24 protein-coding genes are annotated in these 25,318 nt (G+C 66.7%); 11 read left to right on the top strand and 13 right to left on the bottom strand.

Going from position 1 to position 25,318, the window contains the following annotated elements; genetic code table 11:
- Positions 1–115 precede the first annotated feature (115 nt).
- The 5 genes from ACYQ4W_RS01800 to dsrA all read right to left on the bottom strand — a co-directional run bounded on the left by ACYQ4W_RS01800 (position 116) and on the right by dsrA (position 5,149).
- Positions 116–706, bottom strand: coding sequence for a peptidylprolyl isomerase (locus tag ACYQ4W_RS01800; RefSeq protein ID WP_459852133.1), 591 nt, complete (start codon positions 704–706; stop codon positions 116–118).
- A 159-nt stretch (positions 707–865) separates the two neighbouring features.
- Entirely contained in the window at positions 866–2,272 is a 1,407-nt protein-coding gene (locus ACYQ4W_RS01795) for a cobyrinic acid a,c-diamide synthase CobB (protein ID WP_459852131.1), read from the bottom strand.
- Positions 2,273–2,359: 87 nt separating this feature from the next.
- Positions 2,360–2,602, bottom strand: a complete 243-nt coding sequence (locus ACYQ4W_RS01790; RefSeq protein WP_459852130.1) for a dissimilatory sulfite reductase D family protein — start codon at positions 2,600–2,602, stop codon at positions 2,360–2,362.
- A gap of 67 nt (positions 2,603–2,669) precedes the next feature.
- Positions 2,670–3,815 (bottom strand): dissimilatory-type sulfite reductase subunit beta, encoded by a 1,146-nt coding sequence (dsrB, locus tag ACYQ4W_RS01785; RefSeq protein WP_459852128.1) that lies wholly within the window; start codon positions 3,813–3,815, stop codon positions 2,670–2,672.
- A 20-nt stretch (positions 3,816–3,835) separates the two neighbouring features.
- Positions 3,836–5,149 (bottom strand): dissimilatory-type sulfite reductase subunit alpha, encoded by a 1,314-nt coding sequence (dsrA, locus tag ACYQ4W_RS01780; protein ID WP_459852126.1) that lies wholly within the window; start codon positions 5,147–5,149, stop codon positions 3,836–3,838.
- Between the two features lie 373 nt (positions 5,150–5,522).
- On the opposite strand from dsrA, the gene ACYQ4W_RS01775 reads away from it, so the two are divergent.
- The 5 genes from ACYQ4W_RS01775 (at position 5,523) to ACYQ4W_RS01755 (ending at position 8,922) form a co-directional block, all read left to right on the top strand.
- The gene (locus tag ACYQ4W_RS01775; RefSeq protein ID WP_459852124.1) at positions 5,523–6,218 is read left to right on the top strand and encodes a YkgJ family cysteine cluster protein; all 696 of its coding nucleotides are present in this window, start codon (positions 5,523–5,525) and stop codon (positions 6,216–6,218) included.
- A gap of 24 nt (positions 6,219–6,242) precedes the next feature.
- Entirely contained in the window at positions 6,243–6,500 is a 258-nt protein-coding gene (locus ACYQ4W_RS01770; protein ID WP_459852122.1) for a hypothetical protein, read from the top strand.
- A gap of 12 nt (positions 6,501–6,512) precedes the next feature.
- Positions 6,513–7,745 (top strand): sodium:calcium antiporter, encoded by a 1,233-nt coding sequence (locus ACYQ4W_RS01765; protein ID WP_459852120.1) that lies wholly within the window; start codon positions 6,513–6,515, stop codon positions 7,743–7,745.
- A 104-nt stretch (positions 7,746–7,849) separates the two neighbouring features.
- On the top strand, positions 7,850–8,209 hold the full coding sequence (locus ACYQ4W_RS01760) for a CidA/LrgA family protein (protein WP_459852118.1): 360 nt from the start codon (positions 7,850–7,852) through the stop codon (positions 8,207–8,209).
- On the top strand, positions 8,209–8,922 hold the full coding sequence (locus tag ACYQ4W_RS01755; protein ID WP_459852116.1) for an LrgB family protein: 714 nt from the start codon (positions 8,209–8,211) through the stop codon (positions 8,920–8,922). The genes ACYQ4W_RS01760 and ACYQ4W_RS01755 overlap by 1 nt, the downstream gene beginning before the upstream one ends.
- 5 nt (positions 8,923–8,927) lie before the next feature.
- On the opposite strand, the gene ACYQ4W_RS01750 is transcribed toward ACYQ4W_RS01755, so the two are convergent.
- Positions 8,928–9,293 (bottom strand): hypothetical protein, encoded by a 366-nt coding sequence (locus ACYQ4W_RS01750; protein ID WP_459852114.1) that lies wholly within the window; start codon positions 9,291–9,293, stop codon positions 8,928–8,930.
- A gap of 14 nt (positions 9,294–9,307) precedes the next feature.
- Positions 9,308–11,290 carry a chloride channel protein gene (locus tag ACYQ4W_RS01745; protein WP_459852112.1) on the bottom strand — a complete coding sequence of 661 codons (1,983 nt, stop codon included), beginning with the start codon at positions 11,288–11,290 and terminating at the stop codon, positions 9,308–9,310.
- A 422-nt stretch (positions 11,291–11,712) separates the two neighbouring features.
- Between ACYQ4W_RS01745 and ACYQ4W_RS01740 the strand changes: the two genes are divergently transcribed.
- The gene (locus ACYQ4W_RS01740; RefSeq protein ID WP_459852110.1) at positions 11,713–12,708 is read left to right on the top strand and encodes a TerC family protein; all 996 of its coding nucleotides are present in this window, start codon (positions 11,713–11,715) and stop codon (positions 12,706–12,708) included.
- A 196-nt stretch (positions 12,709–12,904) separates the two neighbouring features.
- Positions 12,905–13,747: a pirin family protein gene (locus ACYQ4W_RS01735; protein WP_459852108.1), complete on the top strand. Its 843-nt coding sequence runs from the start codon at positions 12,905–12,907 to the stop codon at positions 13,745–13,747.
- 148 nt (positions 13,748–13,895) lie between these two features.
- Here ACYQ4W_RS01735 and ACYQ4W_RS01730 read toward each other — a convergent pair whose 3' ends face one another.
- From ACYQ4W_RS01730 to chrA, 3 genes are all read right to left on the bottom strand, one after another.
- On the bottom strand, positions 13,896–14,363 hold the full coding sequence (locus ACYQ4W_RS01730) for a MauE/DoxX family redox-associated membrane protein (protein WP_459852106.1): 468 nt from the start codon (positions 14,361–14,363) through the stop codon (positions 13,896–13,898).
- Positions 14,339–14,869, bottom strand: a complete 531-nt coding sequence (locus ACYQ4W_RS01725) for a rhodanese-like domain-containing protein (RefSeq protein WP_459852104.1) — start codon at positions 14,867–14,869, stop codon at positions 14,339–14,341. Before ACYQ4W_RS01725 ends, ACYQ4W_RS01730 begins: the two co-directional genes overlap by 25 nt.
- Positions 14,870–14,981: 112 nt before the next feature.
- Positions 14,982–16,274 carry a chromate efflux transporter gene (chrA, locus tag ACYQ4W_RS01720; protein ID WP_459852102.1) on the bottom strand — a complete coding sequence of 431 codons (1,293 nt, stop codon included), beginning with the start codon at positions 16,272–16,274 and terminating at the stop codon, positions 14,982–14,984.
- 325 nt (positions 16,275–16,599) lie between these two features.
- Here chrA and ACYQ4W_RS01715 point away from each other — a divergent pair, with 325 nt between their 5' ends.
- The 3 genes from ACYQ4W_RS01715 to ACYQ4W_RS01705 are packed head-to-tail and all read left to right on the top strand — an operon-like array spanning position 16,600 to position 19,846.
- On the top strand, positions 16,600–17,829 hold the full coding sequence (locus ACYQ4W_RS01715; protein WP_459852100.1) for an efflux RND transporter periplasmic adaptor subunit: 1,230 nt from the start codon (positions 16,600–16,602) through the stop codon (positions 17,827–17,829).
- Between the two features lie 19 nt (positions 17,830–17,848).
- Positions 17,849–18,619 carry an ABC transporter ATP-binding protein gene (locus ACYQ4W_RS01710; protein WP_459852098.1) on the top strand — a complete coding sequence of 257 codons (771 nt, stop codon included), beginning with the start codon at positions 17,849–17,851 and terminating at the stop codon, positions 18,617–18,619.
- Entirely contained in the window at positions 18,620–19,846 is a 1,227-nt protein-coding gene (locus tag ACYQ4W_RS01705) for an ABC transporter permease (RefSeq protein ID WP_459852096.1), read from the top strand.
- 148 nt (positions 19,847–19,994) lie between these two features.
- Here ACYQ4W_RS01705 and ACYQ4W_RS01700 read toward each other — a convergent pair whose 3' ends face one another.
- From ACYQ4W_RS01700 to ACYQ4W_RS01690, 3 genes are all read right to left on the bottom strand, one after another.
- Positions 19,995–21,134: a histidine kinase gene (locus tag ACYQ4W_RS01700; protein ID WP_459852094.1), complete on the bottom strand. Its 1,140-nt coding sequence runs from the start codon at positions 21,132–21,134 to the stop codon at positions 19,995–19,997.
- A gap of 232 nt (positions 21,135–21,366) precedes the next feature.
- Complete coding sequence (locus tag ACYQ4W_RS01695; RefSeq protein WP_459852092.1) at positions 21,367–22,971, bottom strand: methyl-accepting chemotaxis protein; 1,605 nt, start codon at positions 22,969–22,971, stop codon at positions 21,367–21,369.
- 161 nt (positions 22,972–23,132) lie between these two features.
- Entirely contained in the window at positions 23,133–24,056 is a 924-nt protein-coding gene (locus tag ACYQ4W_RS01690; RefSeq protein WP_459852090.1) for a LysR substrate-binding domain-containing protein, read from the bottom strand.
- Between the two features lie 196 nt (positions 24,057–24,252).
- Here ACYQ4W_RS01690 and ACYQ4W_RS01685 point away from each other — a divergent pair, with 196 nt between their 5' ends.
- Positions 24,253–25,029 (top strand): carboxymuconolactone decarboxylase family protein, encoded by a 777-nt coding sequence (locus ACYQ4W_RS01685; RefSeq protein WP_459852088.1) that lies wholly within the window; start codon positions 24,253–24,255, stop codon positions 25,027–25,029.
- Positions 25,030–25,318: the final 289 nt, after the last annotated feature.

The following is a 25,318-nucleotide window of genomic DNA, read 5'->3' as shown; positions in this document are numbered from 1 at the left end:
CGAGACAGTCCGAACCGGACAGCCTGAGCCGCTGCCCCCCCCGGGCGCAGGGCGCAAAAAAGGCGGCCCTCCGCCACTGCGAAAGGCCGCCCCAAGGGTGCGTAAAACGCTTGCGCTACTGCGAAACGATGCTGGCCTTCTTGATGACCACGGGCTGCAGGGGCACGTCGTCGAACATGCCGCGGCGTCCGGTCTGCACGCCCTTGATGGCGTCCACCACGCGCTTGCCGTCCACCACCTCGCCGAACACGGCGTAGCCCCAGCCTTCCTCGGTGCGGGAGCGGAAGTCCAGGGAGCGGTTGTTCTTCACGTTGATGAAGAACTGGGCCGAGGCGGACTGCGGGTCGGAGGTGCGGGCCATGGCGATGGTGTAAAGCTCGTTCTTGAGCCCGTTGTCGGCCTCGTTCTTGATGGTCTTGCCCGTGGGCTTCTCCTTCATGCTCAGGTCGAAGCCGCCGCCCTGGATCATGAAGCCGTTGATGACGCGGTGGAAGATGGTGCCGTCGTAGTGGCCACTCTTCACGTAGCGCAGAAAGTTGGCAACGGTCACCGGGGCTTTGTCCTTGTTGAGTTCGAGCACGATGTCGCCCTGGGTGGTTTCAAGCTTCACCAGGACCTTGCCGGGCGTGGCGCTCTGGGCCAGGCAGGGCGCGGCCAGGGCGAACACAAGGGCGGTCGCCAGGATCAAGCGAAAAAAGCGCTGCATCTTCGAATCTCCTTGGTTGCGTGTGGTTGCGTGAGTTGCGTGATTCATTGCGGGGGTTGCTTTCGTGATGGAGAAAAATGGCGTGCCGTGCGCCAACGCATCCGGCTTTAGCAGACGCGCCCGCCCAGGGCAATGCGCCTGCAAGCGGACGCGACGCGCTTAGCGTCCCTGGCGGAAGGCCTGCGCCGCGCGCACGAACGCGGGCGCCCAGTGCGGCGTGCCCAAGGCGTGGATGTGCGAATACGCGGCAAAGGTGCACCCCGCGAGCAGGCCGTCCTGTCCATCCATCATGCCGTGGCCGCGCAGCATCTTGAGGGCGAAGGCGGGCATGGACGCGGGGTGGCTGGGCTCGGTGCAGGCCGAGTAGTGGAATTCGTGCCCGGTGATGTGCGCGCCGAGGGGATGGAAGGGATTTTCCGCCAGCACCTCCGCCTCGATGTACCCCAGCCCCTGGGGCCGGGCGCACAGCCGCGTGGACACCGGGAACACCCCGGCCAGCGGATGCCACTGGTCAACGCCCTTAACGGTCAGGTGCAGGCCCTCGCACAGGTACATGAACCCGCCGCACTCCGCGTAGATGGGCGTGCCCTCGGCCGCGAGGCTGCGCACGCGCGCGCGCGCGGCCACATTGGCGGAAAGCTGCGCCGCCTGCGTTTCCGGGAAGCCGCCGCCCAGGTACAGGGCGTCGAGCTTGGGCCAGGGTTCATCGCTCAGCAGCGACAGCCGTTCGAGCCGCGCTCCGGCGCGCTCCAGGGCTTCCAGATTCTCCGGGTAGTAGAACCAGAGGGCGGCGTCGAAAACATAGCCGATGACCGGCCCCTCGCCTTCGACCGCGCGCGGCGGCCAGGGCACTGCGCCGGCGGGCGAAAGCTCCGGCGCGTCCTTGGCCACGGCGGCGATGCGCTCCACGTCCAGCCAGCGCTCCACCACCTCGGCAATGGCGTCCAGGGCGGCCTCGCGCCCGGCGTGCTCCTGGTCGGAAACCAGGCCCATGTGCCGCTCGGGGATGGGATTGTCGGTCATTTTGGGCAGGCAGCCCAGCACGGGCACGCCGGCCAGGCCTTCGATGCAGTCCTTGAGGATGTGGCGGTGGCGCTCGCCCGCGGTGCGATTCAGAATCACTCCGGCCAGGTTCATGCCCGGCTCGAAGGAGCGGCACCCGGCCACGATGGCGGCAGCGGTGCGCGTCATCTTGGTGGCGTCGAGCACGAGAATGACCGGGGCGTCCAGCTGGCGCGCCAATTCCGCCGTGGAGCAGGTGCCTTCGCGGTCCTTGCCGTCAAACAGGCCGCGGTTGCCTTCGATGATGGAAATATCGGCCTCGAGGGCCTTTTCCTGAAACAGCGCGGCGATGGTCTCGCGCGGGAGGAGGAAGGGGTCGAGGTTGCAGGCCGTGTGGCGGGCGGCGTGGCAGAGCCAGGACGCGTCGATGTAGTCCGGGCCCTTCTTGAAGGGGGCAACGGCGAGGCCCCGGCGGGACATGGCCCTGCAAAGGCCGACGGAGACGAAGGTCTTGCCGGAGCCGCCGGAGAGTCCGGCCAGGATGATGCGGGGGAAATGGGTCATGGGTACGGCGTCACTTTCCACCCGAAACGAGAAAAGCCCTGCCCATGCTGGGCAAGGCCCTCTCGAAACAATCGGGAAACGAAGGGTTTAGTCTTCGCCCTCGGCGTGCTTGCCGGCGCCGGTCAGGCCGTACATGGAGGTACTGCCGCTGGACCAGAAAACCAGCACTTCTTCATTGATCATCTGGGTCAAGATCTTCTTCACGTCGCGGCCCTTCTCGTCCGGGAACAGGGCGGTGAAGTCGTTGAAGTAGAACTTGCTCTTGCTCTTGGCCTTGGAGTTGATGAACTCAACAATTTTGGCTTTGGCTTCTTCGTAAACGAGCGCCATGTTGATGCCCCTTTTTGTTGTGAGGGGCGCGAAGGTTGCCCTCCGCGCCCCGTTGTAAGCCTAATGCTTAGAACTTGAACTGGGTGGTCTGGCGCCAGGTGTAGTACGCCGGATCACGGAAGTCGTCGATCAAGTGGTGCGAGAACTCAAGGTCGCACTTCTCGAAGAAACGCTCCCAGCCGATGCGGTTGGCCCAGTCGCCAAGGCGCTCGTACTTGTGGGCGTCGCCGGCGTAGGCATCAAGAATTTTCTTGATGACCTTGGTCATGGTCGGCCAGCGGGGCGGCTCGTTGGGGATGAAGGGCACCACGACCTTCGAGAACGAAGGCTTGGTGACGCGGTTGCTGATCTTGCCGCCGACCATGAGGGCGATGCCGTCACCGTCCTTGTCGGACAGGGGCATGGCCGGGCACATGGTGTAGCAGTTGCCGCAGAACATGCAGCGCTCGTTTTTCACGGCAACGGTGTTAACCTGCTTGCCCTGGAACTCGATTTTGGTCGGACGGATGGCGCCCGTGGGGCAAGCGGCGACGGCCAGGGGCACTTCGCACACGTTGTCCAGGGTCTCGTGGTCGATGATCGGGGGCTTGCGGTGAATGCCCAGGATGGCGATGTCGGAGCAGTGCACCGCGCCGCACATGTTCAGGCAGCAAGCCATGGAGATGCGCACGGGGGCGGGCAGACGCATGTTGGTGAACTCTTCGAACACCACGTCCATGGTCGCCTTCACGGTGCCGGAGGCGTCCGTGGCGGGCGTGTGGCAGTGGACCCAGCCCTGGGTGTGCACGATGTTGGTGACGCCGGCGCCGGTGCCGCCAACGGGGAACTTGTGGGAGCCGCCGGCGAACTTGCGGCCGTTCAGGTCGGCCTTAAGGGCTTTGGCTTCCTCAAGGGTGCCGACCATGAACTCGATGTTGTTGCGGGTGGTGAAGCGCAGGTGACCGCCGCAGTACTTGTCGGCGATGTCGCAGATCTCGCGGATGTTGGTCACGGACATGAGGCGCGCGCCGCCGCAGCGAACGGTGAAGACCTTGTCGCCGGAGAGGCCGACGTGCATCAGCATGCCGGGTTCGATGATCTCGTGGTAGTCCCAGGCGCCTTTGTTTTTGGCGATGACCGGGGGCAGGAACTCGGAGAAGTGCTGGGGACCGATATCAGTGATACGGTCCTGCATCGGTTTAGCAGGATTATATCCGGAAGAAATGAAGGCCATTTTTTGCGTCCTCCTTCAGGTTAGCGCTGGTGCTTGGAGCGGTAATCGGAGATCTCACGCTGCCAGCCGCCCTTCACGTCTTCTTCCTTCCAGAAGATGTACGGATTGTGGCGGGGTTCCTGCACGTGGCGAGGATCGGCGGTGGTGCCGGTCACTTCGAGCAGGCGCGCGAAGCCAAGGCGCTTCAGGGTCTCACCGATGCGCTCACGGTTCTTGCCTTCTTCCATCCACCAGTCCCAAACGGACTCGATGAACTCTTTGATCTCATCATAGGGCTCTTCGACCTTGATGAAGGGGATGGTCAGCGAACCCATCTGCGGGCCGTCGAGAATCGGGGCCTTGGCGCCGATCAGGATGGAGCAGCCGCGGTCGTTGCCGATCTTGAGGGCGCGGGGCATGACGCAGATGCAGTGCATGCAGCGCACGCACTCTTTGTTGTTGATCTCGAGCTTGCCGCCCTCGTAGCGGATGCAGCCGGACGGGCACAGGTCGACGACTTCTTTCTGGATGTCGAACTTGCCCCAGTCGCGGCCGGCGTGGGCGCCGGCGTTGGGGGCGATTTCGCCACCGACGTAAGCGGCCACAACTTTCTGGTCGACGCGGATGTCGTCACGCCAGGTGCCGATGAAGCTCATGTCGGAACGGGCGATGGACGCCACGCAGCCGAGAGAGCAGCCGTCGAACTTGAACTTGAACTTGTAGGGGAAGGCGGGGCGGTGCAGTTCGTCCTGGTACTCCTGGGTCAGCTGATAGCACAGCTCCTGGGAATCGTAGCAGGCGTACTCGCAGCGGCTCTCGCCGAGGCAGCAGGCCGGGGTGCGCAGGTTGGAACCGGAGCCGCCCAGGTCGTTGTTCAGCTTGTGGGTCAGTTCGAAGAAGATTTCCTCGAGCTGCGGGGTGCTGGTGCCGATGAGCACGATGTCGCCGGTGGCGCCGTGCATGTTGGTCAGACCGGAGCCGCGCAGTTCCCAAAGGTCGCAGATGGAGCGCAGGAAGTCGGTCTTGTAGAACATGCCGGAGGGCTGGGCCACGCGCACGGTGTGGAAGTGGGCCACGCCGGGGTATTTCTGGGGCTGGTCGCAGTAACGGCCGATGACGCCGCCGCCGTAACCGAACACGCCCACGATGCCGCCGTGCTTCCAGTGGGTTTCGCCGTCCACATAGGAGAGCTCAAGCAGACCGAGCAGGTCGTCCGGGCACTCGGCGGGAACCTGGAAGTCGATCCCCTTGGGGTTCGCGTACCGATGCTCGATCTCCTGCTTAATGTCGGACACAAAGCTGGGCCATGGGCCGCTTTCCAGCTGGTCCAACAAGGGGGTTTTGTGTTTCGCCATTCCCTTAACCTCCGTTGTTTGAAGTAAGATGTTGCCACACTCGATAAACTATCCGGCATGCGCCCGCTGGCGCGCGGGCCGTCGCCGGATGTCTTTCCTCCATCTGGCGAGGCGCTTGTGAACCGATGAACGCGGGACCACCCGATTCCTCTAATTCCAGCGCATGATTCCTCATCTGTTACGGAAATTCCACCGTCTCTGTCAACATAAATCCGGTTCCACGCACTACTACGCGGAACAAAGCCATACCTTGCGCACGCCGTTTTGCCAAGGTTGCTTTCCGGGCCGGGCCAGGGTATTTGCCTGTGCCTGTAACGGCATCTTTAAACGTACCTAAGGTAGCGCAAACCGACCACCACAGGCAATCACTATCTTGAAAACCGACACCGACAAATCCCCCGAATGCCGCCGCTGCGGCGAGTGCTGCCGCCGAGGAGGCCCGGCCCTGCACGCGCAGGACAAGGCCCTTTTCGAAGGCGCCGACGCCCTCGACCTCTCCCTTGTCGTCACCCTGCGCGCGGGCGAACCGGCCTTCGACCAGGTGCGTGGCCATGTGCTTCCCCTCACAAGCGAACTCTTGAAGCTCAAGGGGACGGAAGGAAGCTGGACCTGCGCCCTCTACGACCCGGCACAGCGCGCCTGCGGCCTGTATGGCCGCCGCCCGGCAGAGTGCCGCGCCCTCTTCTGCCAGGACACGGCCGAGCTGGCCGCCATGTACGAAAAGGACCGCCTGACCCGGCGCGACCTGTTGCCCAAGGGGCATGGGGTGCTGGCCGTCATGGCCGAGCACGAGGCCCTGGTGCCTCCGGCGCGCATCGGCGAGCTTTCCGTGCTGTTGCGCGCGGGCGGCCAAGAAGCGCTGGACGCCGAGCAGGAGCTTGCGCACATGGCCCTGGCCGACCGGGCCTTCCGCAAAAGCCTTTCGGAGCGCGCGGGCATTACACCGGAATACCACGAATTCTTCTTCGGACGCGGCATCGACGCCCTGTTCGCCGCCGTGGGCCTTTGCCTGCGAGCGGACGTGCGCCAGGGCGTGCGCGTGCAGCCCGACCCCCTCTGGCGCGAATAGCGCCGCACCATACTGGAGTCATTCATGAAAGATCAGCTTGGCGTGTATTACTTCCCCGCTCCGCAGCACCCGGAGGCGCGCATGTACGTGCGCCGCTACGCGGGCCGCGTGGAGTTCCGCATGTGGCACCAGAGCGACCCAAGCGTGTGGGAAAAGCACAAGTGGCTGCCCTACGACGTCATCGAGCAGGCCGCGGCCATGTTCAAGGCCCGCGGCAAGGAAACCGACCCCACCAGCCTGTACGACCTCGCCGTGGCCGAGCGCCTGCTCACAGACGAGTAGCCGGGGCCGGCCATGAGAAAAGCCCTGCCGCTCATTCTTGCGGCGCTCATCACCGTGCCGGGCCTGTGGCTCAAGCTTTCCGGCGTGCATTTGCCCCCGCCGCCGGCCGCGCTGCTTTCCGGCCTGGCCATCCTGGGCGCCTCGTTCCTTTTGCTGTGGGCCTGCGACGTGGCCCAGATGGACATTCCGCAGACCCTGGCCCTGGCGGTGGTGGCGCTCATAGCCGTGCTGCCGGAATACGCCGTGGACATGTACTTCACCTGGCAGGCGGGCAAGCACCCGGAATCGGACTACGCCCACTACGCCATCGCCAACATGACCGGCGCCAACAGGCTGCTCATCGGCGTGGCCTGGAGCTCGCTTGCGGCCATCCACTGGTTCAAGACCCGGCGGCGCATCAGCCTCGACGTGGAGCAGCGCACCGAGATCCTGTTCTTGGGCATGGCCACGGCCTACGCCTTCTTCATTCCCATCAAGGGCAGCCTGGCCTGGTACGACGGCATCGTGTTCCTGGCCATCTACGCCTGGTACATCCGCCTGGCCAGCCAGCGGCCCTGCCAGGACTGCGAGCTGGAAGGCCCGGCCGAGCTCATCGGCGCGCTGTCCAAGGCCCGCCGCCGCGCGGCCACGATCGGTCTGTTCGTCTTCGCCGCCGGGGTCATTCTAGCCAACGCCGAGCTGTTCAGCGAAAACCTGGTCGCCTCGGGCAAGGTCTACGGCATCAACGAATTCGTGCTGGTGCAGTGGCTTGCGCCCATCGCCAGCGAGGCCCCGGAATTCATCGTGGCCATCATGTTCGTGCTGCGCGGGCAGGCCGCCACGGCCATGGGCAGCCTGCTGTCCAGCAAGCTCAACCAGTGGACGCTGCTCGTGGGCATGATTCCCGGCGTGTACGGCATGTCCAGCGGCACCTTCGAGCACCCCCTGCCCCTGGGACCCTACCAGCTGCACGAGATCTTCCTCACCGCGGCGCAGTCGCTGCTGGCCGTGGCGCTCCTGGCCTCGCTGACCCTTGGCCCGGGCGCGGCGCTGCTGCTCTTCCTCATGTTCACGGGCCAGCTCGTCAGCCCGTATGTGGTCCAGGGCCTGAACCTGCCCGCCCTGCCCTGGGGCAACGGCACCGATGGCCTGCACCAGCTCTTCAGCGCGGGCTATGTGGCCTTGTTCCTGGCCGTGGCCTGGATGAAGCGGAGCGATGTGTGGGCGCTGCGCACCGGCACCAGCGTGGAGCAGCGGATCTTTTAGCAAACGCGCCCGGACGGCCGTTCCAGCCGCCGCCGTCCGCCAGCCCCCCGGCCCGCCGCACCGCCGTCTCTGGCGGCAAGCGGGTCCCACAACAGGAGGCCCGCATGACGCAGACGATAAAGGCCCTTGGCCAACTGGCCCTGCTCTGGCTCATCTACTGGGCCTGCGACTGGTTCGTCACCACCACCGGCCTGCCCGTGCCGGCCACGGTTCTGGGCGTGGTGGTGCTCTTTCTGCTGCTGCTCGCGGGGGTGGTGAAGCTGCGCCACGTGCAGGACGCGGCCGACCTTCTGCTCAAGCATCTCGTGTTCTTCTTCATCCCCGTGGCCGTGGGGCTCATGGAATGGGGCGGCGTGTTCTACGAGCACGGCCTCGTCTTGCTTGCGGCCATCCTCGTCAGCACCATAGTGCCCATCGTCGCCGTGGGCCTGGCGTCCCAGCGCATGCAGCAAAGGCGCGGCTGATGCAGGCCCTGGGACCAACCGCCACGACCCTGCTGTGCATCGGCATCACCGTGCCGACCTATGTTCTGGTGCGCGCGCTGTACCTGCGCTACAAGCATCCGCTGCTGAACGTCGTCGCCCTGGGCGCCGCGCTCATCATCACGGTCCTTGTGCTCTGCGGCCTGACCTACAAGGACTACACCCCGGCCAAGAACATCATGACCGCGCTGCTTGGCCCGGCCACTGTGGGCCTGGCCGTGCCCCTGTACCGCTACCGCCTGCTTTTGGCCCGCAACGGCGCGGCCATCTTGGGCAGCGTGGCCCTGGGCTCGTTTCTGGCCATGCTGCTGGCGGCGGTTCTCACGCGCCTGGGCGGCCTGCCGGACGAGGTGGTCATGTCCATTCTGCCCAAGAGCGTGTCCATCCCCTTTGCCGTGGAGATAGCCAAAATCTACAACGGCGTGCCCCCGCTGGCCGCGGCCTTCGTGGTGGCCACGGGCACGTCGGGCTCGCTTTTGGGGGGCTGGCTGCTCAACCTCGCGCGCGTGGGCGACCCCACGGCCCGGGGTCTGGCCTTCGGCACCGTGTCCCACGGGCAGGGCACGGCCACGGCGCTCATGGAGGGCGAGCAGCAAGGCGCCATGGCCGGGCTGGCCATGATTCTGTCGGGCATCCTCACCGCGGGCTTTGCGCCCGTGGTGGTGTGGCTGCTGGGATTTGTGCCGGCGCTTTAGCGGGGCTACAGGTTCTTGTCGCCCAGATCCAGGTGGAACCGGTGCAGAAACCGGTGGTAGAAGGGCGTGAACAACACGCCGCAAAAGGTGAGGAAGCTGACGCCGCTAAACACGGCGTAGAACGAGGCGAAGATCTTCGCCGCATCGCTCTCCAGCCGGTCCACCGGGCCCATGCCGGTCAGGATCATGGAGGCGTTCAAAAAGGCGTCCACCCAGCCAAGCCCGGCCAGCGCGTGGTATCCCACAACGCCGATGCCCAGGCTCACGGCCAAAAACAGCAGGTCGAACAGCGCGTACCAGGCCACGCGGCCCCAGAACGCCCGGTGCGGCAACAGCTCCGAATTCTTGTGCTCCAGACGCAGCCGACGCATCGTGCCCTCCCCTCTTACGGTTTGCATGCGCCGGAAGCCCCGGCGGACGTTTGCGCCACAGACTCGTCCTGGTCCTGCAGCGCGCGCACGTGGCGCATGCCCTCGGCGTAGGCCTCGAACACGGCCCGGCGGTCCAGCATGCCCAGCAGCTCCGCCGCTCCAGCCGCCATGCCTTCACCCGGCAGCGAGGCCTTTGGCGCTCCGGCCGTCGCCCCGCCGTCCTCAGCCAGGGTGGCCGTCTGCCCCAGCTTCCGGTCCAGCGCCGTTGCCGGAGCAAAGACCGGCAGCTGGGCGTAGCCGCTCTCCACAAACTTGAGCAGCGCGGAATACAAATCCTCGTCCGGCGTGACAAAGGCCAGCGGCCCCATGATCTCGCCCGCCACCACAAGGTCGAAGAGCGGCTCCTCGAACACCAGCCCGCGCACGCGGTGGATGTCCACCAGACCGCAGATGCGCCCGCAGGCGTCGCGCACGGGGAAGCTTCTGCCCTCGCTGTGGCGCATCAAGTCGGCAATGACGCCCAGGGTCGAATAGGCCTCCAGCACGGGCGGCGTGCCCGGGGTGTAGCGCCCGGCCACGGTGTGGTCCTCCAGCACGTTCAGGGTGGCGTCGGCCGCGTGGGCCGGGGAGTCGAACTTGGTCTCCACCTGGTTGTCGTACAGCGAGATTTTGCGGCACAGGGCGATGCACAGGGCCGAGGCCAGCATGAGCGGGGCCAGCAGGCCGTACCCGCGCGAAAGCTCGCACACCATGACCAGCGGGCCTATGGGCGCCTTGGCGATGCCGGAGAAGAAGGCCGCCATGCCCACCAGCACGTAGCTGCCGGGCTGCGGCGCGATGGAAGGCCACAGGTCGTGGGCCACGTTGCCCACCACGCCGCCGGAAAGCCCGCCCACGAACAGCGCCGGAGCGAACATGCCGCCGCTCATGCCGGAGCCGATGGTCATGCTCGTGGAAAGGGTTTTGCCCAGCACCATGGCGATGAGCATGAGCGTGGGCACCTGGCCCAAAATGGCCATTTCGAGCCAGCCGTACCCGCCGGAGAGCGTTTGGGGGAACAGCGCGCCGATGCCGCCCGCCAGCAGCCCGCCCAGGCCCAGGGTCCACATGATGCCCAGCCGCGCGCGCACCGGAGCGAAGAGCCGCGTCTTGCAGGCGCGGAAGGTGCCGATGAACAGATACGCCGCGGCCGAGCAGACCAGGGCCAGCACGGCGTAGAAGATCAGCTCGCGCGGGTCCGTGAACTGGAAGGCCGGGGCGGCCAGGATGTGCTCCGTGCCGAAGAAGAAGGTGAACACGCTGTAGGCCGTCACCGAACTCATGACCGCGGGCAGGATGGCCTCGGCCTCGAAGTCCTCGCGGTAGATGACCTCCACCGCCGTGAGCGCGCCGCCCAGGGGGGCGCGGAAGATGGCGCCCATGCCGCCCGCCGCGCCGGCGAGCAGAAGCAGCCGCCGCTCCCTGGCGCTGAGCTTGAGCCGTTGCGCCAGCCAGGAGCCGATGCCGCCGCCGACCTGGGCGATGGGCCCCTCGCGTCCGGCGCTGCCGCCGCTGGCGATGGTGAGGATGGAGGCCAGCCCCCGGATGATGGGCACGCGCGGCGGCACCAGCCCCCCGGCGCGGTGGAAGGCCCGGGTGGTGGCGTCGGTGCCGTCGGTGCCGCCGGTGACCGTCTCCGGCACATAGCGCTGGATGAAGAACCCGGTAAGGAGCCCGGCGAGGGAGGTGAACACCGGCACAAGCCAGGGCCGGTACGCGCCGGGGTCCATGTCGAAGAGATGCTCGCCCGCCGGGTTCGGCAGGCTGAAGCCCGCCACGTGGCGCAGCAGAAAGGTTTGCAGCCACTCCACGCTGACGAAATACGCGCTGGCGGCCAGGCCCGCGGCCGCGCCCACGATGATGCCGTAACTGAGCCAGCGCCAGGAATGGGCGCGGCGCAGGGCGGCAAGGGCTTGGGCCAGGCCTTTGGCCATTCTTTTCGCGGCGGCGAGGGGCATGGCCCTGGCTACGCTCCGGGGCGGGCCGCGTCAATGCCGTGGAACTTGCGCGGCGGAAGCTTGGCCTGCTTCCGGCCATGCCGCTGGCAACGGTTGCGGCGCGACGGACGGCGGGACGCTTGCGCGGTTGCAAGGTTGGACCGCCTGACCGTTGGACTGCCGCCTCGGCGGACCAGGCCAGCGGACCGGGCCAGCGGGCCGGGCAGGAGAACCAGACAGAGGGATACGGCCAAGGGACCAGACATGCGGACCGGGCCGCCCCTCTCCGCATGCCCAAGAGCACGGACAGCCCCCGGCCGGGAACAAGGTCCAAGGGCGGCAGCGCCCCCATGACCGAGGCCGGGAATAGTGCTTGTGGCCGTGCCCGCCTCCCGGTATAGCGTTGCAAGCTGGGACTGCCGACCAGCACAAAGGAGCGCTTCATGACAACCTGGTGGCATTGGCTGGGCTTCAACCTGTTCGTTCTGCTCCTGCTGGCCTTCGACCTCGGCGTGCTGCACAAAAACCACCGCGAGGTGGGCGTCAAGGAATCCCTGTGGCTGAGCTTCGGCTACTTCATCCTGGCCCTGTGCTTTTCCGGGGTCATCTTCTTCTTTGAGGGCAAGCAGGCCGGGGTCGAGTTCCTCACCGGCTATCTCATCGAAAAGAGCCTGAGCATCGACAACATCTTCGTGTTCGTGCTCATCTTCACCCATTTCCAGGTGGCGAAGAAATCGCAGCACACGGTGCTCTTCTGGGGCATTCTGGGGGCGCTGGTCATGCGCGCCGGGCTCATCCTGGCGGGCGCGGCGGTCATCTCGACCTTCCACTGGATCATCTACGTGTTCGGGGCCTTCCTCATCGTCACGGGCATCAAGATGCTCCTGACCGTCAACGACGTGCCGGACCTCTCCGGCAACCGCCTCACGCTCTTCATGCGCCGGCACTTCCGCGTTACGGACGACTACGTGGGCGAGCGCTTCATGGTGCGCCAGAACGGCGTGCGCTTCATCACCCCGCTGCTCATCGTGCTGGCCCTGGTGGAGTTCTCCGACGTGGTCTTCGCCCTGGACTCCATCCCGGCCATCTTCGCCATCACCAAGGACCCGTTCTTGGTCTACACCTCCAACGTCTTCGCCATCATGGGCCTGCGCGCGCTGTTCTTCGCCCTGTCCGGCATCATCCACCGCTTCCACTACCTCAAGTACGGCCTGTCCATAGTGCTCGTGGTTGTTGGCGGCAAAATGGTCGTCAACGCCGCGCTCGGCCCGGTCATCCCCACGGAATGGGCGCTTTTGGCCACCCTGGGCATCATCGGCGGCAGCGTGGGGCTTTCCATGTACCGCACGCGGAGCCTGCCCGAGCAGGCCGCGGCCACGGAGCTTCCGCGCGGCTGGGTGCCCGGCAGCCCGGTAAAGGAAAACACGCCGGACAAATAGCCGGCGCCACAGCGGCAATGAAAGGCCCCGGACATCCTGCGATCTTCGGGGCTTTTCATTGCCGGTTTGCCTTCGCGGCGCTGCGCTCCGCCTCCCGGTTCCCGGCCGCCAGCCGTGTTGACTTCCCGCTCCGGCAATCCTACTTCGATCATGACGGCATTTCCGCCGCCCGGCACACCCTTTCAAGGAGATCGCCATGCGCCGCGCAACCAAAGCCATCCTCACGGGCGAACCGGTCACCGAGGGCGCGGGCGTGCGCCTGCGCAGGGTCTTCGGCTTCGACGAAGTCCCGGCCCTCGACCCCTTCCTGCTGCTCGACGACTTCCGCTCCGACACGCCCGCGCATTTTCTCAAAGGCTTTCCCTGGCATCCGCACCGGGGCATAGAGACCATAACCTATGTGTTGCGCGGCGATGTGGAGCATGGCGACAGCATGGGCAACCGGGGCGTCATCTCCTCCGGCGACGTGCAGTGGATGACCGCCGGCAGCGGCATCATCCACCAGGAGATGCCCAAGGGCGACTCCCAGGGCTCCATGCACGGCTTTCAGCTTTGGGCCAACCTGCCCGCCCGGCAAAAAATGATGCCCCCGCGCTACCGTGGCATCACCGCCGCGCAGATTCCAGAGGTGGAACTGCCCGGCGGCGTGCGCGTCAAGATCATCGCCGGGGAGCTGAACGGCGTGCGCGGGCCCATGGAGGAGATAGTCATCGACCCGGAGTACCTGGACTGCGCGGTGCCGCCGGGGGTGGAGTTCGTCCACCCCACGCGCCCGGGCTACACGGCCTTCATCTATGTCATCGACGGCGCGGGCGTGGTGAACGGCGACGCGGTGCAGAACCGCACCCTCGTGCTGTTCGGCGAGGGCGACGAGCTTGCGGCCCGGGCGGGCGGCCAGGGCCTGCGTTTTCTGCTGCTCACGGGCAAGCCCCTGGGCGAACCCGTGGCCTGGCGCGGCCCCATCGTCATGAACACCGACGAGGAGCTCAGGCAGGCCTTCCTCGAATTCCAGCAAGGCACCTTTGTGAAAAACGGCTAAGACGCGGTCCAAAGCACAGGCGGCTCCCAACAGCCGGCCCACGCCCTGACATCAAGGCCACGCGGCCAGAGGCGAGCGCGAAAAAGGCCCCGGATATCCTGCGACGTCCGGGGCCTTTCATTGCCTGTCGATGCGGGATTCAGCCCCGCTATGCCGCCTCGCCCGCGCGGCGGCGGGCCTCGACGGTGAAGAGCGCCAGGGCCAGCAGCAGCGCGTCGCGGCCCATGTACCAGATCATGGGCGCGCTTTCCTCCGGGCTGGAGGAGAAGCAGCCGCAGGCCACGTTGATGCCCCGGAAGTAGTCCACCACAAGGGTGATCCAAAAGGCCGCGAGCAGCCCCGTGGCCAGGGTCAGCGCGCCGTCGCGCAAAAAGCCCGTGAACAGGCACACGCCCAGCACCAGTTCAAGCCACGGCAGCCACAGGGCGGTGAGGTACACCAGCGGATCGGGCAGGACGTGGTAGCTCTTGACGATGGAGGCGAAGTCCTGGGGATGCAGGATCTTGTCCGCGCAGGCGTAAAGGAAGATTCCGGCCAGCGCCAGACGCAGGGTCCACTCCACCGCGTCCCAGGGAACCAGGGCCGCGAGACCTACTTGTTCTCGCAGTCTCTGCATATGCCCCCCTGTGCGGCCTTGGGCAACGGGGCGGAGCCCTTGGCGATGGGCAGCTTCTCGGCCTGCCACAGGGTCCAGCCGTTCACCATCACATAGACGTTCTTCATGCCCGCGTCGCGCAGGTGCTTGGCCAGGGCGTGGCTCAAGGGGCAGCGGTCGCCGTCGCAATAGGCGATGACGGCCTCTTTGCCCGCCAGCAGCGGCTTGATGTCCTGGTACTGGGAGGCGAACTCGCGCGGGGGCAGGGAGATGGCGCCCTGCACGTGGCCCTGCTGAAATTCATACTGGGAGCGCGCGTCCAAGAACACGGCGCGGCCGGTGATGAACAACAAAGCGGCGTCCTTGACGCCTATCTCGCCGCCGGACTTGTCCAGCTGCACCGCGCTCTGGGCGGCCAGCACAGGGGCCGGGCCGTCCGGGCGCACGGCATTGACGCCCAGGGCCAGCACGGCGGAAATGGCGAGGATCGAGAAAGACTGGACGAGAAGTCTTGGTACAAGGCGCATTGCTTTCTCCGCTGGTTGAACCCACCCACCCCGCGCGCGGCGGGGCCGTTGCCGAACAGGGCGCACCCTAGTCCAAGCGCGGGCGGAAAGCAATTTGCGTCAGCGCCGGACCCTACCCCAGCAGGGTCCAGACCGCGCCCACGGCGGCGCTGGCCAGCACCAAAAGGTGCACCCCGGTGTTGAAGCGCCACAGGGCCAGGCCAGCGCCCACTGCAACGGCGAGGGCAAAGGGGTCCAGCCCGGCGCCGAGGCCCTGCCCCAGGCCGCGCGGCCAGAAGGTGGCCGTGGCGAACACAACGCCCAGCTTCAAAATCACCCCCACCACAGCGGCGGTGATGCCCGTGAGGGCCGAGCGCAGGCGCGGGTTGGCCGTCAGCGACTCGATGTACGGCGCCCCGGCGAAGACCAGGAAAAAGCTTGGCAGAAACATGCCGAAGGTCGTCAAAAGCCCGCCGAGAACGCCCGCCGTCAGCGGTTCCAGCGCGCCGGGGTGGTTCCAGGCCGTCAGAAACCCCACGAACTGCGTGACCATGATGAGCGGCCCCGGCGTGGTCTCGGCCAGGCCCAGGCCCAGCACCAGCTGGTCCTGCCCCACCCAGCCCAGGCGCATGGCCATGTCCGACACATAGGACAGCACCGCGTAGGCTCCGCCAAAGGTCACAAAGCTGGCCTTGGAGTAGAAGCTCAGAATCTTCGGCAGCATGGAGCCCGGCTCCGCCAGCAGATACACCGGCAGGCCCACCACGAGCCAAAGGCCCGCAAAGGCGGCGGCCACGCGGCCCACGTGCCGCCAGGCCGAACCGGCGGGCGGCGGCGTCTCTTCCTCGTCCGGGGCGCACACGCCGCCGGGGCAAAAGAGATCCGGCCGCACCTGGCCCAGCCACAGGGCCATGAGGCCCGCGGCCACCACGATGCCCGGGAACTTGAGTTTGAGGGCGTAGCCCATGAGAAAGCTTGCGGCGGCAAAGCCGTAGAACACGGGGTGCACGAGGGCCTTTTTGGCAATGCGCCACACGGCCTGGGCCACAATGGCCACCACCGCCCCGGCGATGCCCCGGAACACCCCCGCGACCACGGGCACCGTGCCGTGGGCCGCGGCCAGCCAGCTCAGGGCCAGCATGAGCAGCACGGACGGCAGCAAAAAGAAGAGCCCGGCCACCGCGCCGCCCCGCATGCCGAAAAGCCGCCAGCCAAGGTACACGGCCAGTTGGTGCGCCTCCGGCCCGGGCAACAGCATGCAGAAGTTCAGCGCGCGCAAGAACAGCTTGTCCGTGACCCAGCCGCGCGCGGCCACCAAATCCTTGTGCATCATGGCGATCTGCCCGGCCGGGCCGCCAAAGTTGACGAAGCCCAGGCGCAGCCAGTAGCGGAAAAACTCGCGGAATGTCGGCGTTTCGGTGTTCATAGGAATAATTATCGCAACTTCCGCCCCGCTTGTCGACCCCTGGCGTTGTTCTTTTGGGGAGGGGAGCGCTTGTCGGACCGCCATCCCTGCGCTGAGTGCCAAATTTTGCACACAAAATATGCATTGAATTGCACTTGCCTGTCCCGCGCCTGTAACCAACCCTTGCAGGGGGCCGTCTTTCACGCTGGCATGATACTGGCAAACATGCGTTTGACCCGCACGGAGCGTTGGGGCAACGTGCCCCGCGTCCACGGAACCACCAGGCTCATGCTCTCGCCAGGGCCGGACCATCCCCCTGACATATCCCCGCAGGCAGGAGACACGCTTGAAACTCTCGACCATTCTCACCGGCAAAACCCGTCTGGCGCTCATTGCGGCCGTGCTGCTGCTTGCGGCCGGCGGCGCATACCTCGCCCTTCGCGGCTCAAGGACCGAAACCGCCTACCGCACGGAAAAGGCCGTGCGCGGCGACATCACCTCCACCGTCACTTCTTCGGGCAGCATCGCCCCGCTGGTCACCGTCACCGTGGGCACGCCCGTCTCCGGCATCATCAAGTCCCTCTCCGCGGACTACAACTCCCAGGTGAAGAAGGGCCAGGTCATTGCGCAGATAGACCCCGCCACCTACAGCGCCCTGGTGGAGCAGAGCCGCGGCAGCTATTTGAACGCCGTGGCCAACCTGGCCAAGGCCAAGGTGACCCTGGTGGACGCCAACCGCACCCTCAAGCGCTATCAGGATCTGGTCAAGGACGGCTCCGTGGCGGTGAGCGACTACGACACCTACGCCACGGCCGCAGCTGCGGCCAAGGCCGCCCTGGACGCTGCCGCGGGCAGCGTGGCCCAGGCCAAGGGCTCGTACGACCAGGCCAAGACCAACCTCAACTACACCACCATCGTCTCGCCGGTGGACGGCATCGTCATCTCCCGCGCGGTGGAGGTGGGCCAGACCGTCACCGCCAGCATGTCCACCCCGACCTTGTTCACCATCGCCCAGGACCTGACCAAGATGCAGATCAACGCCACGGTGGACGAGTCGGACATCGCCAAGGTGCACGAGGGCGGCAACGCCAGCTTCAGCGTCGACGCCTACCCGGAGGAGCCCTTCAAGGGCGTGGTGACCCAGGTGCGCAACGCCGCCACCACCACCTCCAACGTCGTCACCTACAGCGTCATTTTGTCCGTGGACAACTCCGATTTGAAGCTGCGCCCCGGCATGACCGCCAACGTGACCTTCACCACGGCCACCAGGGCCAACACCCTCAAGATTCCCACCTCGGCCCTGCGCTACCGCCCCAAGGCGGCCACCGGGCAAAAGCAGGAGGTCCAGCCCAAGCTCGAGCCCGGGCAGAAGCGCATTTACGTGCTGCAAAACGGCCGGCCCACGCCCGTGGTCATCACCGTCGGCATCGGCAACGACAAGGAGACCGAGGTGCTGCAGGGCAACCTGCCCGAGGGCGCGGATGTGATTCTGGAGGAGCAGGCCGGGGTCAAGTCGGCCTCCGGCTCCAACCCCTTCAGCTCGCGCAGCGGTCCCGGCATGGGGCCCCCGCGGTAGGGTTGCGGAGAGGCACGCCATGAACAAGACCATCCGCGACCAAGGCACCCACGACCAAGGCACCCGCAGCGAAGTCGTCCGCATTGAGGACCTGACCAAGGTCTACCAGATGGGAGAGGAGCGCGTGCACGCCCTGCGCGGCGTGTCGCTCACGGTCGGCCAGGGGGAGTTCGTGGCCATCATGGGCTCCAGCGGCTCGGGCAAATCCACGTGCATGCACATTCTGGGCTGCCTGGACCGCCCCACCAGCGGCAGATACATGCTGGACGGGGTCGCCGTGGAGAACATGGGCAAGAACCAGCTGGCCGAGATACGCAACAAGAAGCTGGGCTTCGTGTTCCAGGGCTTCAACCTGCTGGCGCGCACCACGGCCATCGAGAACGTCGAGCTGCCGCTGGTGTATGGCCGCATGGAGACCAAAGAGCGGCACCAGCGCGCCCTGGCGGCCCTGGCCATGGTGGGCCTGGGCGAACGCGGCGGGCACCTCTCCAATCAGCTCTCCGGCGGGCAGCAGCAGCGCGTGGCCATTGCCCGCGCCCTGGCGGGCGACCCGGCGCTCATATTGGCCGACGAACCGACAGGCAACCTGGACTCGCTCATGAGCGAGGAGATCATGGATATCTTCAAGCGCTTGAACGCCCAGGGCAAGACCATCATCATGGTCACCCACGAACCGGACATAGCCGCGCACGCGGGCCGGCGCATCACCTTCAAGGACGGCGTCATCGTCGACGACACGGGCCCGGCGCCGCTCTCGGCGCGCCCCGACCCGGCGCGGGCGGAGGCCTAAGTGGACATCCTGCTGCCGCTCAAAATCGCGGCGCGCGCCCTGCGCGTCAATCTCATGCGCTCGTTCCTCACCATGCTGGGCATCATGATCGGCATCGGCGCGGTCATCATCATGGTGGCCGTGGGCACCGGCGCAACCAAGCAGATCTCCGACCAGATCGCCACCATGGGCTCCAACCTCCTGCTCATTCTGCCGGGCAGCACCACCAGCGGCGGCATACGGGGCGGCATGGGCTCCCAGCCCACCCTCACCATAGAGGACATCAAGGCCATACGCGCCGAATGCCCGGCCGTGCTGCGCGTGGCGCCGGAGCTGCGCGGCACCGCGCAGATGGTGGCCGGCAACATGAACTGGTCCACGGAGCTCATGGGCACCACGCCGGACCTTTTGGAAATCCGCGAATGGAAGCTCGCCAGCGGACGCGACATGACCGCGGCCGACGTGGACACGGGGCAGAAGGTCTGCATCGTGGGCCAGACCGTGGCCACGAATCTCTTCGGCGACGAGGACCCCACGGGCAAGCAGGTGCGCATCAAGGGCGTGCCCTTCCAGATCATCGGCCTGTTGACGGCCAAGGGCCGCAGCGCCCAGGGCTCGGACCAGGACGACGTGGTCTTCATGCCCTTCAGCACCGCCCAGCGGAAGATTCTGGGCAACGCCTTCCCGGGCACCGTCGGGCCCACCCTGGTGCAGGCCGCCAGCCAGGACAAGCTGGCCCAGGCCGAGGCGGAGATAAACGCCCTGCTCGACCAGCGCCACCGCATGAGCGCAACCAAGGAGCGCGACTTCAACGTGCGCAACCTCTCGGAGCTGCTCGCCGTCTCGCAGCAATCGGCCAAGACCATGTCCATGCTGCTTGGCGCGGTGGCCTCCATCTCGCTGCTTGTCGGCGGCATCGGCATCATGAACATCATGCTGGTCAGCGTCACGGAGCGCACGCGCGAAATAGGCATCCGCATGGCCATAGGCGCCAAGGAGCGCGACATCCTGCTGCAGTTCCTGGCCGAGGCCGTGCTGTTGACCATGCTCGGCGGACTCATCGGCATTCTGCTCGGCGTGGGCGGCGCGTTCCTCATTTCGCAATTCCTGGGCTGGGCCACGCTCATCTCCAGCCAGTCCATCGTGCTGGCCGTGGTGTTCTCCAGCGCCATCGGCATCTTCTTCGGCTTCTATCCCGCGCGCAAGGCAGCGGCGCTCAATCCCATCGACGCCCTGCGCTACGAATAGGCGGGACCGGCGGATTGAACGCAGCCCAGGCTGCGGACGCAAAAAAAGGCGGGAACGACCCGCCTTTTTCTTTGGCCAAGGGAAAAGTGACATCCGGCGCCGCGCAGAACCGCGGGTACTCCGCGGGAGGGGCTGCCGTGGGCCGGTGCTAGTCTTCGCCGAGCCCGCAGGTGTTCGGGTCGAGGTCCAGCACTTCCTCGCCGCGGATGTAGTGCATGAGCCGCGGGTTATCCACGGCCGAAAGCAGGTTGGCGATGGCACCGCGCAGGCGCTCCACTCCGCCCAGGGCGCAGCCGATGAGCTCCACCTCGCGCGCCAGGTCGAACACGCCGGCGAGCTTGCGCAGGTCCTGGGGCGAGCCGGACTTCACGGCGAGCTCCATGTCCTCCTTCACCAGCTCCAGACAGTTTTTGATGACCGAAAGGGCGTTGTTGCCCACGTGCGCCATGCCGCCGGCGGCCTTGGCCAGGGCGTCGCGCCCCACCTCCAGGCGCGAGCCCACGGTGAGGGAGACGATGCGCGAGCAGTCGGACAAAAAGCTGTGGTCGTAGTGGCTGAAGTAGTTCTCCACGCGCGAGTAGAGCATGATGAGGCCGAAGGGCTTGGTGTCGTGCCCGCGCAGGATGAAGGCCAGGCGCGAGCGGTAGCCCTCCTGGAAGGCCACGCAGTCGTAGGACTCGCCGCCGCGCTCCGAGCTCATGAGATTGTTCGAGAGCACGTAGCTCCACGGCTTCTCGGCCACGGCCTGCATGACCGGGTGGCCGGGAATGCTCTCCTCCATGGCGCGCACCAGAATGGGCGTGCTGGTGCCGTGCAGGGTGTTGGCGGCCACGTTGATCCACTCGCCGCTGGCGTCGCGCAGGCGGCACACGAAAAGATCGGCTTCCAGAAATTCGATGAGCACCTCGGCGCTCTGCTCCAGCACTTCCTCGGAGGTTTGGAACTCGCCGCCCACGTTGATGAGGGCGTAGAGGATCTGCATGGTCAGGGCCTGTTCCTCATGCGAGCGGCGCAGGGTGGTGAACTGCTGGTCCATCTGGGCCAGGGCTTGCCGGGCCTGGCTGCGGCGGCGCAGGCGCGTGGCGATGAGCTGGTCGAGCTTCAGGCGCACGTCGGAGAGCATGGGCAAAAGCGAGCGCCAGTCGTACACGCGCGCGCCGGCGTCCACAAAGCTCGGCGTCTTGCCCGCGGCCTCCAGCCCGGCCTTGATGGAGCGCATGAGGTCGCACATGGCGTGGCGCGCGGCGGGCGGGGCGGCCGCCAGGATGTCGAGGAGCTCCTGGCGCATGGGCCGGGGTGGGACGGGACAAACCTGAGGCTGTGAACGGCGTGGCATGATGGACGTCTCTCGAATGGTTCTGGGTTGCGCAAACAGCGATGCCGCGGGGGCACCGCCACGGGTTGCAGCCAGTATACCCCCAGCCGCGTGTTTGGCAAGCCTTGTGCGCAAAGGAACAAGGCGGGCCGTGGCTCAGCCCGCCTTAGGCGATACCCCGGACGCTGCCCCGCGTTGCGGCCCGTTACGCTTTTCTGCCCGCGGGCAGCATTTTCACGGCCTTGCGCCGGGGCGCGCCGTCTTGCGCGGCGAAGAAGCTCATGGTTTCCTGCAGGCGCTCCGCCTGGCCGGAAAGCGCGTCCGAGGTGGCGGCCATTTCCTCTGAGGCGGCCGCGTTCTGCTGAATGACGTTGTCCAGCTGCTGGATGGCGGTGTTGATCTGCTCCGCGCCGATGCTCTGCTCGCGGCTCGCGGCCGAGATCTCCTGCACCAGCTCCGCCGTGTTGCGAATGGTCGGCACCAGTCCCTTGAGCATCTGCCCGGCCTGGTCGGCGATCTTGACGCTGGACACGGCCAGGGCGCTGATCTCCGATGCGGCATGGCCGCTGCGCTCGGCCAGCTTGCGCACCTCCGCCGCCACCACGGCGAAGCCCTTGCCGTGCTCGCCCGCGCGCGCCGCCTCGATGGCCGCGTTGAGCGCCAGCAGGTTGGTCTGGCGGGCAATGTCCTCCACGATGCCGATCTTCTCGGAGATCTGGCGCATGGCCGCCACGGTCTGGCCCACGGCCTCGCCGCTTTCGCCCGCCTTGCGCGCGGCCTGCTGGGCCAGCGCGTCGGTTTTGAGCGCGTTTTCCGCGCTGTGCGAGATGTTCGAGGTCATCTCTTCCATGGACGAGGAGATCTCCTCCACGGCCGCGGCCTGCGAAACCGCTCCGGCGGAGATGGAGCGCGAGGTGGACGAAAGCTCCGCGCTGCTGGCCGCAACGCCGCCCGCTCCTTGCATCACCTGGCCGATGATTTCCGAAAGCCGCCCGATCATGGCGCCGAAGGCTCCGGCCATGGCGCCCATTTCGGCCTGAAAACGGCCCTCGATGCGACCCGTAAGGTCGCCGCCGGCCGCCTTTTCGGCAAAGGCGCGTATTTGCGCAAGCGGCGTGACGATGCCACGCTGCAGCAGCACCCAGGCCAGGGCAAACACGCAGGCCAGCACCAGCGCGCTCCAGCCCAGCACATGCATGGCGGCCTTGCGCTGCTCGGCCTTGGCCGCGGCGTGTGAGGTGATGATCTCAAAGGCCCCGTGCACCTCGCCCACCTTCCAGCCCTCCAGCACGCCGCCGGTGGGATCCTTGGCCCCCTTGGGGTCGCCGTGGCAGTACAGGCATTCCTTGGTCAAACGGATGGCCCGGAAGTAGCGGGTCTGGTCCGGCTCCTTGACCACAAGCTCCGTCAGGTTCTTGGACTCCAGCTCCTCCAGCACCTTGCGTTCCTGGGGCGTGGGCTCGTTTTCCGGGTTGCGCGGGGCGATTTTGGGCACGCGGAACTGATATCCCCCGCGTTCGGCGTTTTCACGCGCCATTTTGATGGCCGTGACCACGGGAACGGCGCCCACGACCTTGTCCGGCGGCAGCTCGTTCAAGGGGCGCATGATGCCCGCCTCCAGCTTGGCGCTCATTTCGTTGCGGGCGCTTTCAGCCATGAGCACGATGGCCCGGCTCTTGTCCAAGAGCCCCGCTTCGGAGAATTCGCTGATGGCGCTGACGAGCAGCGCGCCCATGACGCAGGACACGACCACGGGCCCGGCAAGGGCGATGGCCAGAAGCCGCCATTTGATGCTGAGATTCGCCAACATGGGCCACGCTCCAGGGAACAGAATCGCGCCGCGCCGCAGGCGGAGGGCACTATTTATCCACTATAGCATGGCCGGAGGATTCTGCGCAATGGGTTGCAAGGCATGTTGCCCTCCCAGATGACCAGGCCGGAGGGACGATGGCCCAGGAGTGCTGGAAAGACTCAGTCCGCGGCGAGGTCCACCAGGGCCCGGGCGGCCGGGTGCTCCGCGCCCGCGCGCCAGGCCGCGGCCATTTCCACCACGGGCAGCCCGGCCGTGACAGGCCGCAGCACAACGCCCTTGCGCAGCCAGTCGCGCGCGGAGGCGGGCACAAGGCACACGCCGAAACCCGCCGCCACCAGCGCCAGGGAGGCGTGCTTGCCCGGCGCCTCCTGCAGCACATGGGGCTCGGCCCCGGCGGCGCGCAAAGCCCCCAACATGGCCTCGTGCAGCGCGGGCATGGAGGCGCGCGGAAAGAGAATCAGCGGCTCGTTGCCCGCCGCGCCAAGGGGCACCTCGTCCAAGGCGGCCAGCCTGTGCCCTTCCGGCAGGGCCAGCACATAGGGCTCCCGCGCCACCACCCGGGTCTGCAGGCCGGTCAGATCCTGCCCGCGCGGCCCTTTGCCCTGGGGCGCGCGTCCGGCCTGCTCCTGCGCATGCACCAGGCGGATGAAGCCCAGGTCCAAGCGCCCGGCGCGCAGTTCCTCCAATTGCGCGGAGGTCGGCAGCTCGCGCAGGCGCAGGTCCACCTGGGGGCGCGCCACGCGGAAAGCGGCCAAGGCCCGGCACAGCACCGCGTCCATGGCCGGGTTCATGTAGCCCACAACCAGCTCTCCGGCTTCGCCCTGCTGGATGCGCCGGGCCAGACGGCCGGCCTCGTCCACTCTGGCGAGCACCGCGCGGGCCCCGGCCAGATAGGCCTGCCCGGCGGGCGTGAGGCTGACGCTGCGGCTGGTGCGGGCAAAGAGCCGCGCCCCAAGCTCGTCCTCCAGGGCGCGTATTTGCTGGCTCAAGGGCGGCTGGGCCATGTGCAGGCGCACGGCCGCATGGCCGAAGTGCAGTTCTTCGGCCACGGCGATGAAATAACGCAGGTGTCGCAGTTCCATAATCAAGACGTATTGCATCTCAATCAAGCATGCAAGATATATTTCACATACTATTCAACGCGCCGTACTCTCGGGCCAGACAAAAGGAGGGACCATGCGCCACGTTCATTTCATTTGCCTTGCCCTGGCGATGCTGGTGTACTCGCACGCGCCGGTCCTGGCCGCATCGCCCAACCCGCCAACACTTGGAGGAGCTATGGAATCCCAACGCATGACCACGGGCCGCGAACAACTGGCGCGGCTCAACCCCAAGGCCGAGGCCGCCCTGCACGCCGCCTTGGACGACATCGCCCCGGACATGGTGGAGATGGTGGTGGCCTTCGGCTACGGCGACATCCACGCCCGACCCGGCCTGGCCGCGCAGGACCGGCAGGTGGCGACCATCGCCGCCCTTGCGGCCCTGGGCAACGCCGAGCCCCAGCTGTACTTCCACATCGACGGCGGCCTGACCGCGGGCCTTTCGCCCCAGGAGATAGTGGAAACGCTCTACGTCACCACGGTGTTCGCGGGCTTTCCCGCCGGGCTGAACGCCCTGGCCGTGGCCCGGCGCGTGTTCGAGGCGCGGGGCGTGCGCCCGGACATTCCGGCGCCGCGCACCGGTGACCGCAGAGCGCGCGGCCTTGCCGCCGTGGAAATCTCCAGCAAGGGCGTGGGGCAAAAGGTGCTGGACAGCCTGGCCGACATCGCGCCGGACATGGCCGGGTTCATTCTGGACTTCTCTTACGGCGACGTCATTTCCCGGCCCGGGCTTTCGGCCCGGCGCAAGGAGATCGCCATGGTGGCGGCGGCCATGGCGCGCGGCACCATGCGGCCGCAGCTCAAGGTCCATGCCCATGCGGGCCTGCATGTGGGTCTCAGCCGCCAGGAGCTGACGGAAGTGGCCATGCAGATGGCCGGTTACGCGGGCTTTCCCGCCAGCCTGAACGCCCTGGCCGCCCTGCGCGAGGTCTTTGCCGAGGCGGACGCCAAGTAATTGGTGAGCCTGGCACGACACTGTGCCGCCTGATCCAACGCGTTGGCTTCCTGACAGGGAGCGCAGCGTAGCGTTTGAACGGGGACCACTTCCCACGGCCATGCAACGCCCACAGGACCACGCACCCGGGCAAGGTTTCGGCGACCCGACCGGGCGCTTGCGGCCAAGGCTCCCGGCAGGGAGCGCATAGAGGCGGCGACGGGGCCGCCCCCTACCCTCTTTAACAGGCCCCATTGCCGCCAGGGCCACGGCGCACAAAAAAGGGGCGGACCACCTTGCCGATGGTCCG

The sequence above is a fragment of the Humidesulfovibrio idahonensis genome (genome assembly GCF_054657715.1).
This window is presented reverse-complemented; position numbering and strand designations above follow the sequence as displayed.

Bases quoted from the DNA above. Each gene is read 5' to 3' on its own strand.
- ACYQ4W_RS01800 (WP_459852133.1), bottom strand. From the start codon at position 706: ATGCAGCGCTTTTTTCGCTTGATCCTGGCGACCGCCCTTGTGTTCGCC.
- ACYQ4W_RS01795 (WP_459852131.1), bottom strand. From the start codon at position 2,272: ATGACCCATTTCCCCCGCATCATCCTGGCCGGACTCTCCGGCGGCTCC.
- ACYQ4W_RS01790 (WP_459852130.1), bottom strand. From the start codon at position 2,602: ATGGCGCTCGTTTACGAAGAAGCCAAAGCCAAAATTGTTGAGTTCATC.
- dsrB (WP_459852128.1), bottom strand. From the start codon at position 3,815: ATGGCCTTCATTTCTTCCGGATATAATCCTGCTAAACCGATGCAGGAC.
- dsrA (WP_459852126.1), bottom strand. From the start codon at position 5,149: ATGGCGAAACACAAAACCCCCTTGTTGGACCAGCTGGAAAGCGGCCCA.
- ACYQ4W_RS01770 (WP_459852122.1), top strand. From the start codon at position 6,243: ATGAAAGATCAGCTTGGCGTGTATTACTTCCCCGCTCCGCAGCACCCG.
- ACYQ4W_RS01765 (WP_459852120.1), top strand. From the start codon at position 6,513: ATGAGAAAAGCCCTGCCGCTCATTCTTGCGGCGCTCATCACCGTGCCG.
- ACYQ4W_RS01760 (WP_459852118.1), top strand. From the start codon at position 7,850: ATGACGCAGACGATAAAGGCCCTTGGCCAACTGGCCCTGCTCTGGCTC.
- ACYQ4W_RS01755 (WP_459852116.1), top strand. From the start codon at position 8,209: ATGCAGGCCCTGGGACCAACCGCCACGACCCTGCTGTGCATCGGCATC.
- ACYQ4W_RS01750 (WP_459852114.1), bottom strand. From the start codon at position 9,293: ATGCGTCGGCTGCGTCTGGAGCACAAGAATTCGGAGCTGTTGCCGCAC.
- ACYQ4W_RS01745 (WP_459852112.1), bottom strand. From the start codon at position 11,290: ATGCCCCTCGCCGCCGCGAAAAGAATGGCCAAAGGCCTGGCCCAAGCC.
- ACYQ4W_RS01740 (WP_459852110.1), top strand. From the start codon at position 11,713: ATGACAACCTGGTGGCATTGGCTGGGCTTCAACCTGTTCGTTCTGCTC.
- ACYQ4W_RS01735 (WP_459852108.1), top strand. From the start codon at position 12,905: ATGCGCCGCGCAACCAAAGCCATCCTCACGGGCGAACCGGTCACCGAG.
- ACYQ4W_RS01730 (WP_459852106.1), bottom strand. From the start codon at position 14,363: ATGCAGAGACTGCGAGAACAAGTAGGTCTCGCGGCCCTGGTTCCCTGG.
- ACYQ4W_RS01725 (WP_459852104.1), bottom strand. From the start codon at position 14,869: ATGCGCCTTGTACCAAGACTTCTCGTCCAGTCTTTCTCGATCCTCGCC.
- chrA (WP_459852102.1), bottom strand. From the start codon at position 16,274: ATGAACACCGAAACGCCGACATTCCGCGAGTTTTTCCGCTACTGGCTG.
- ACYQ4W_RS01710 (WP_459852098.1), top strand. From the start codon at position 17,849: ATGAACAAGACCATCCGCGACCAAGGCACCCACGACCAAGGCACCCGC.
- ACYQ4W_RS01700 (WP_459852094.1), bottom strand. From the start codon at position 21,134: ATGCGCCAGGAGCTCCTCGACATCCTGGCGGCCGCCCCGCCCGCCGCG.
- ACYQ4W_RS01695 (WP_459852092.1), bottom strand. From the start codon at position 22,971: ATGTTGGCGAATCTCAGCATCAAATGGCGGCTTCTGGCCATCGCCCTT.
- ACYQ4W_RS01690 (WP_459852090.1), bottom strand. From the start codon at position 24,056: ATGGAACTGCGACACCTGCGTTATTTCATCGCCGTGGCCGAAGAACTG.
- ACYQ4W_RS01685 (WP_459852088.1), top strand. From the start codon at position 24,253: ATGGAATCCCAACGCATGACCACGGGCCGCGAACAACTGGCGCGGCTC.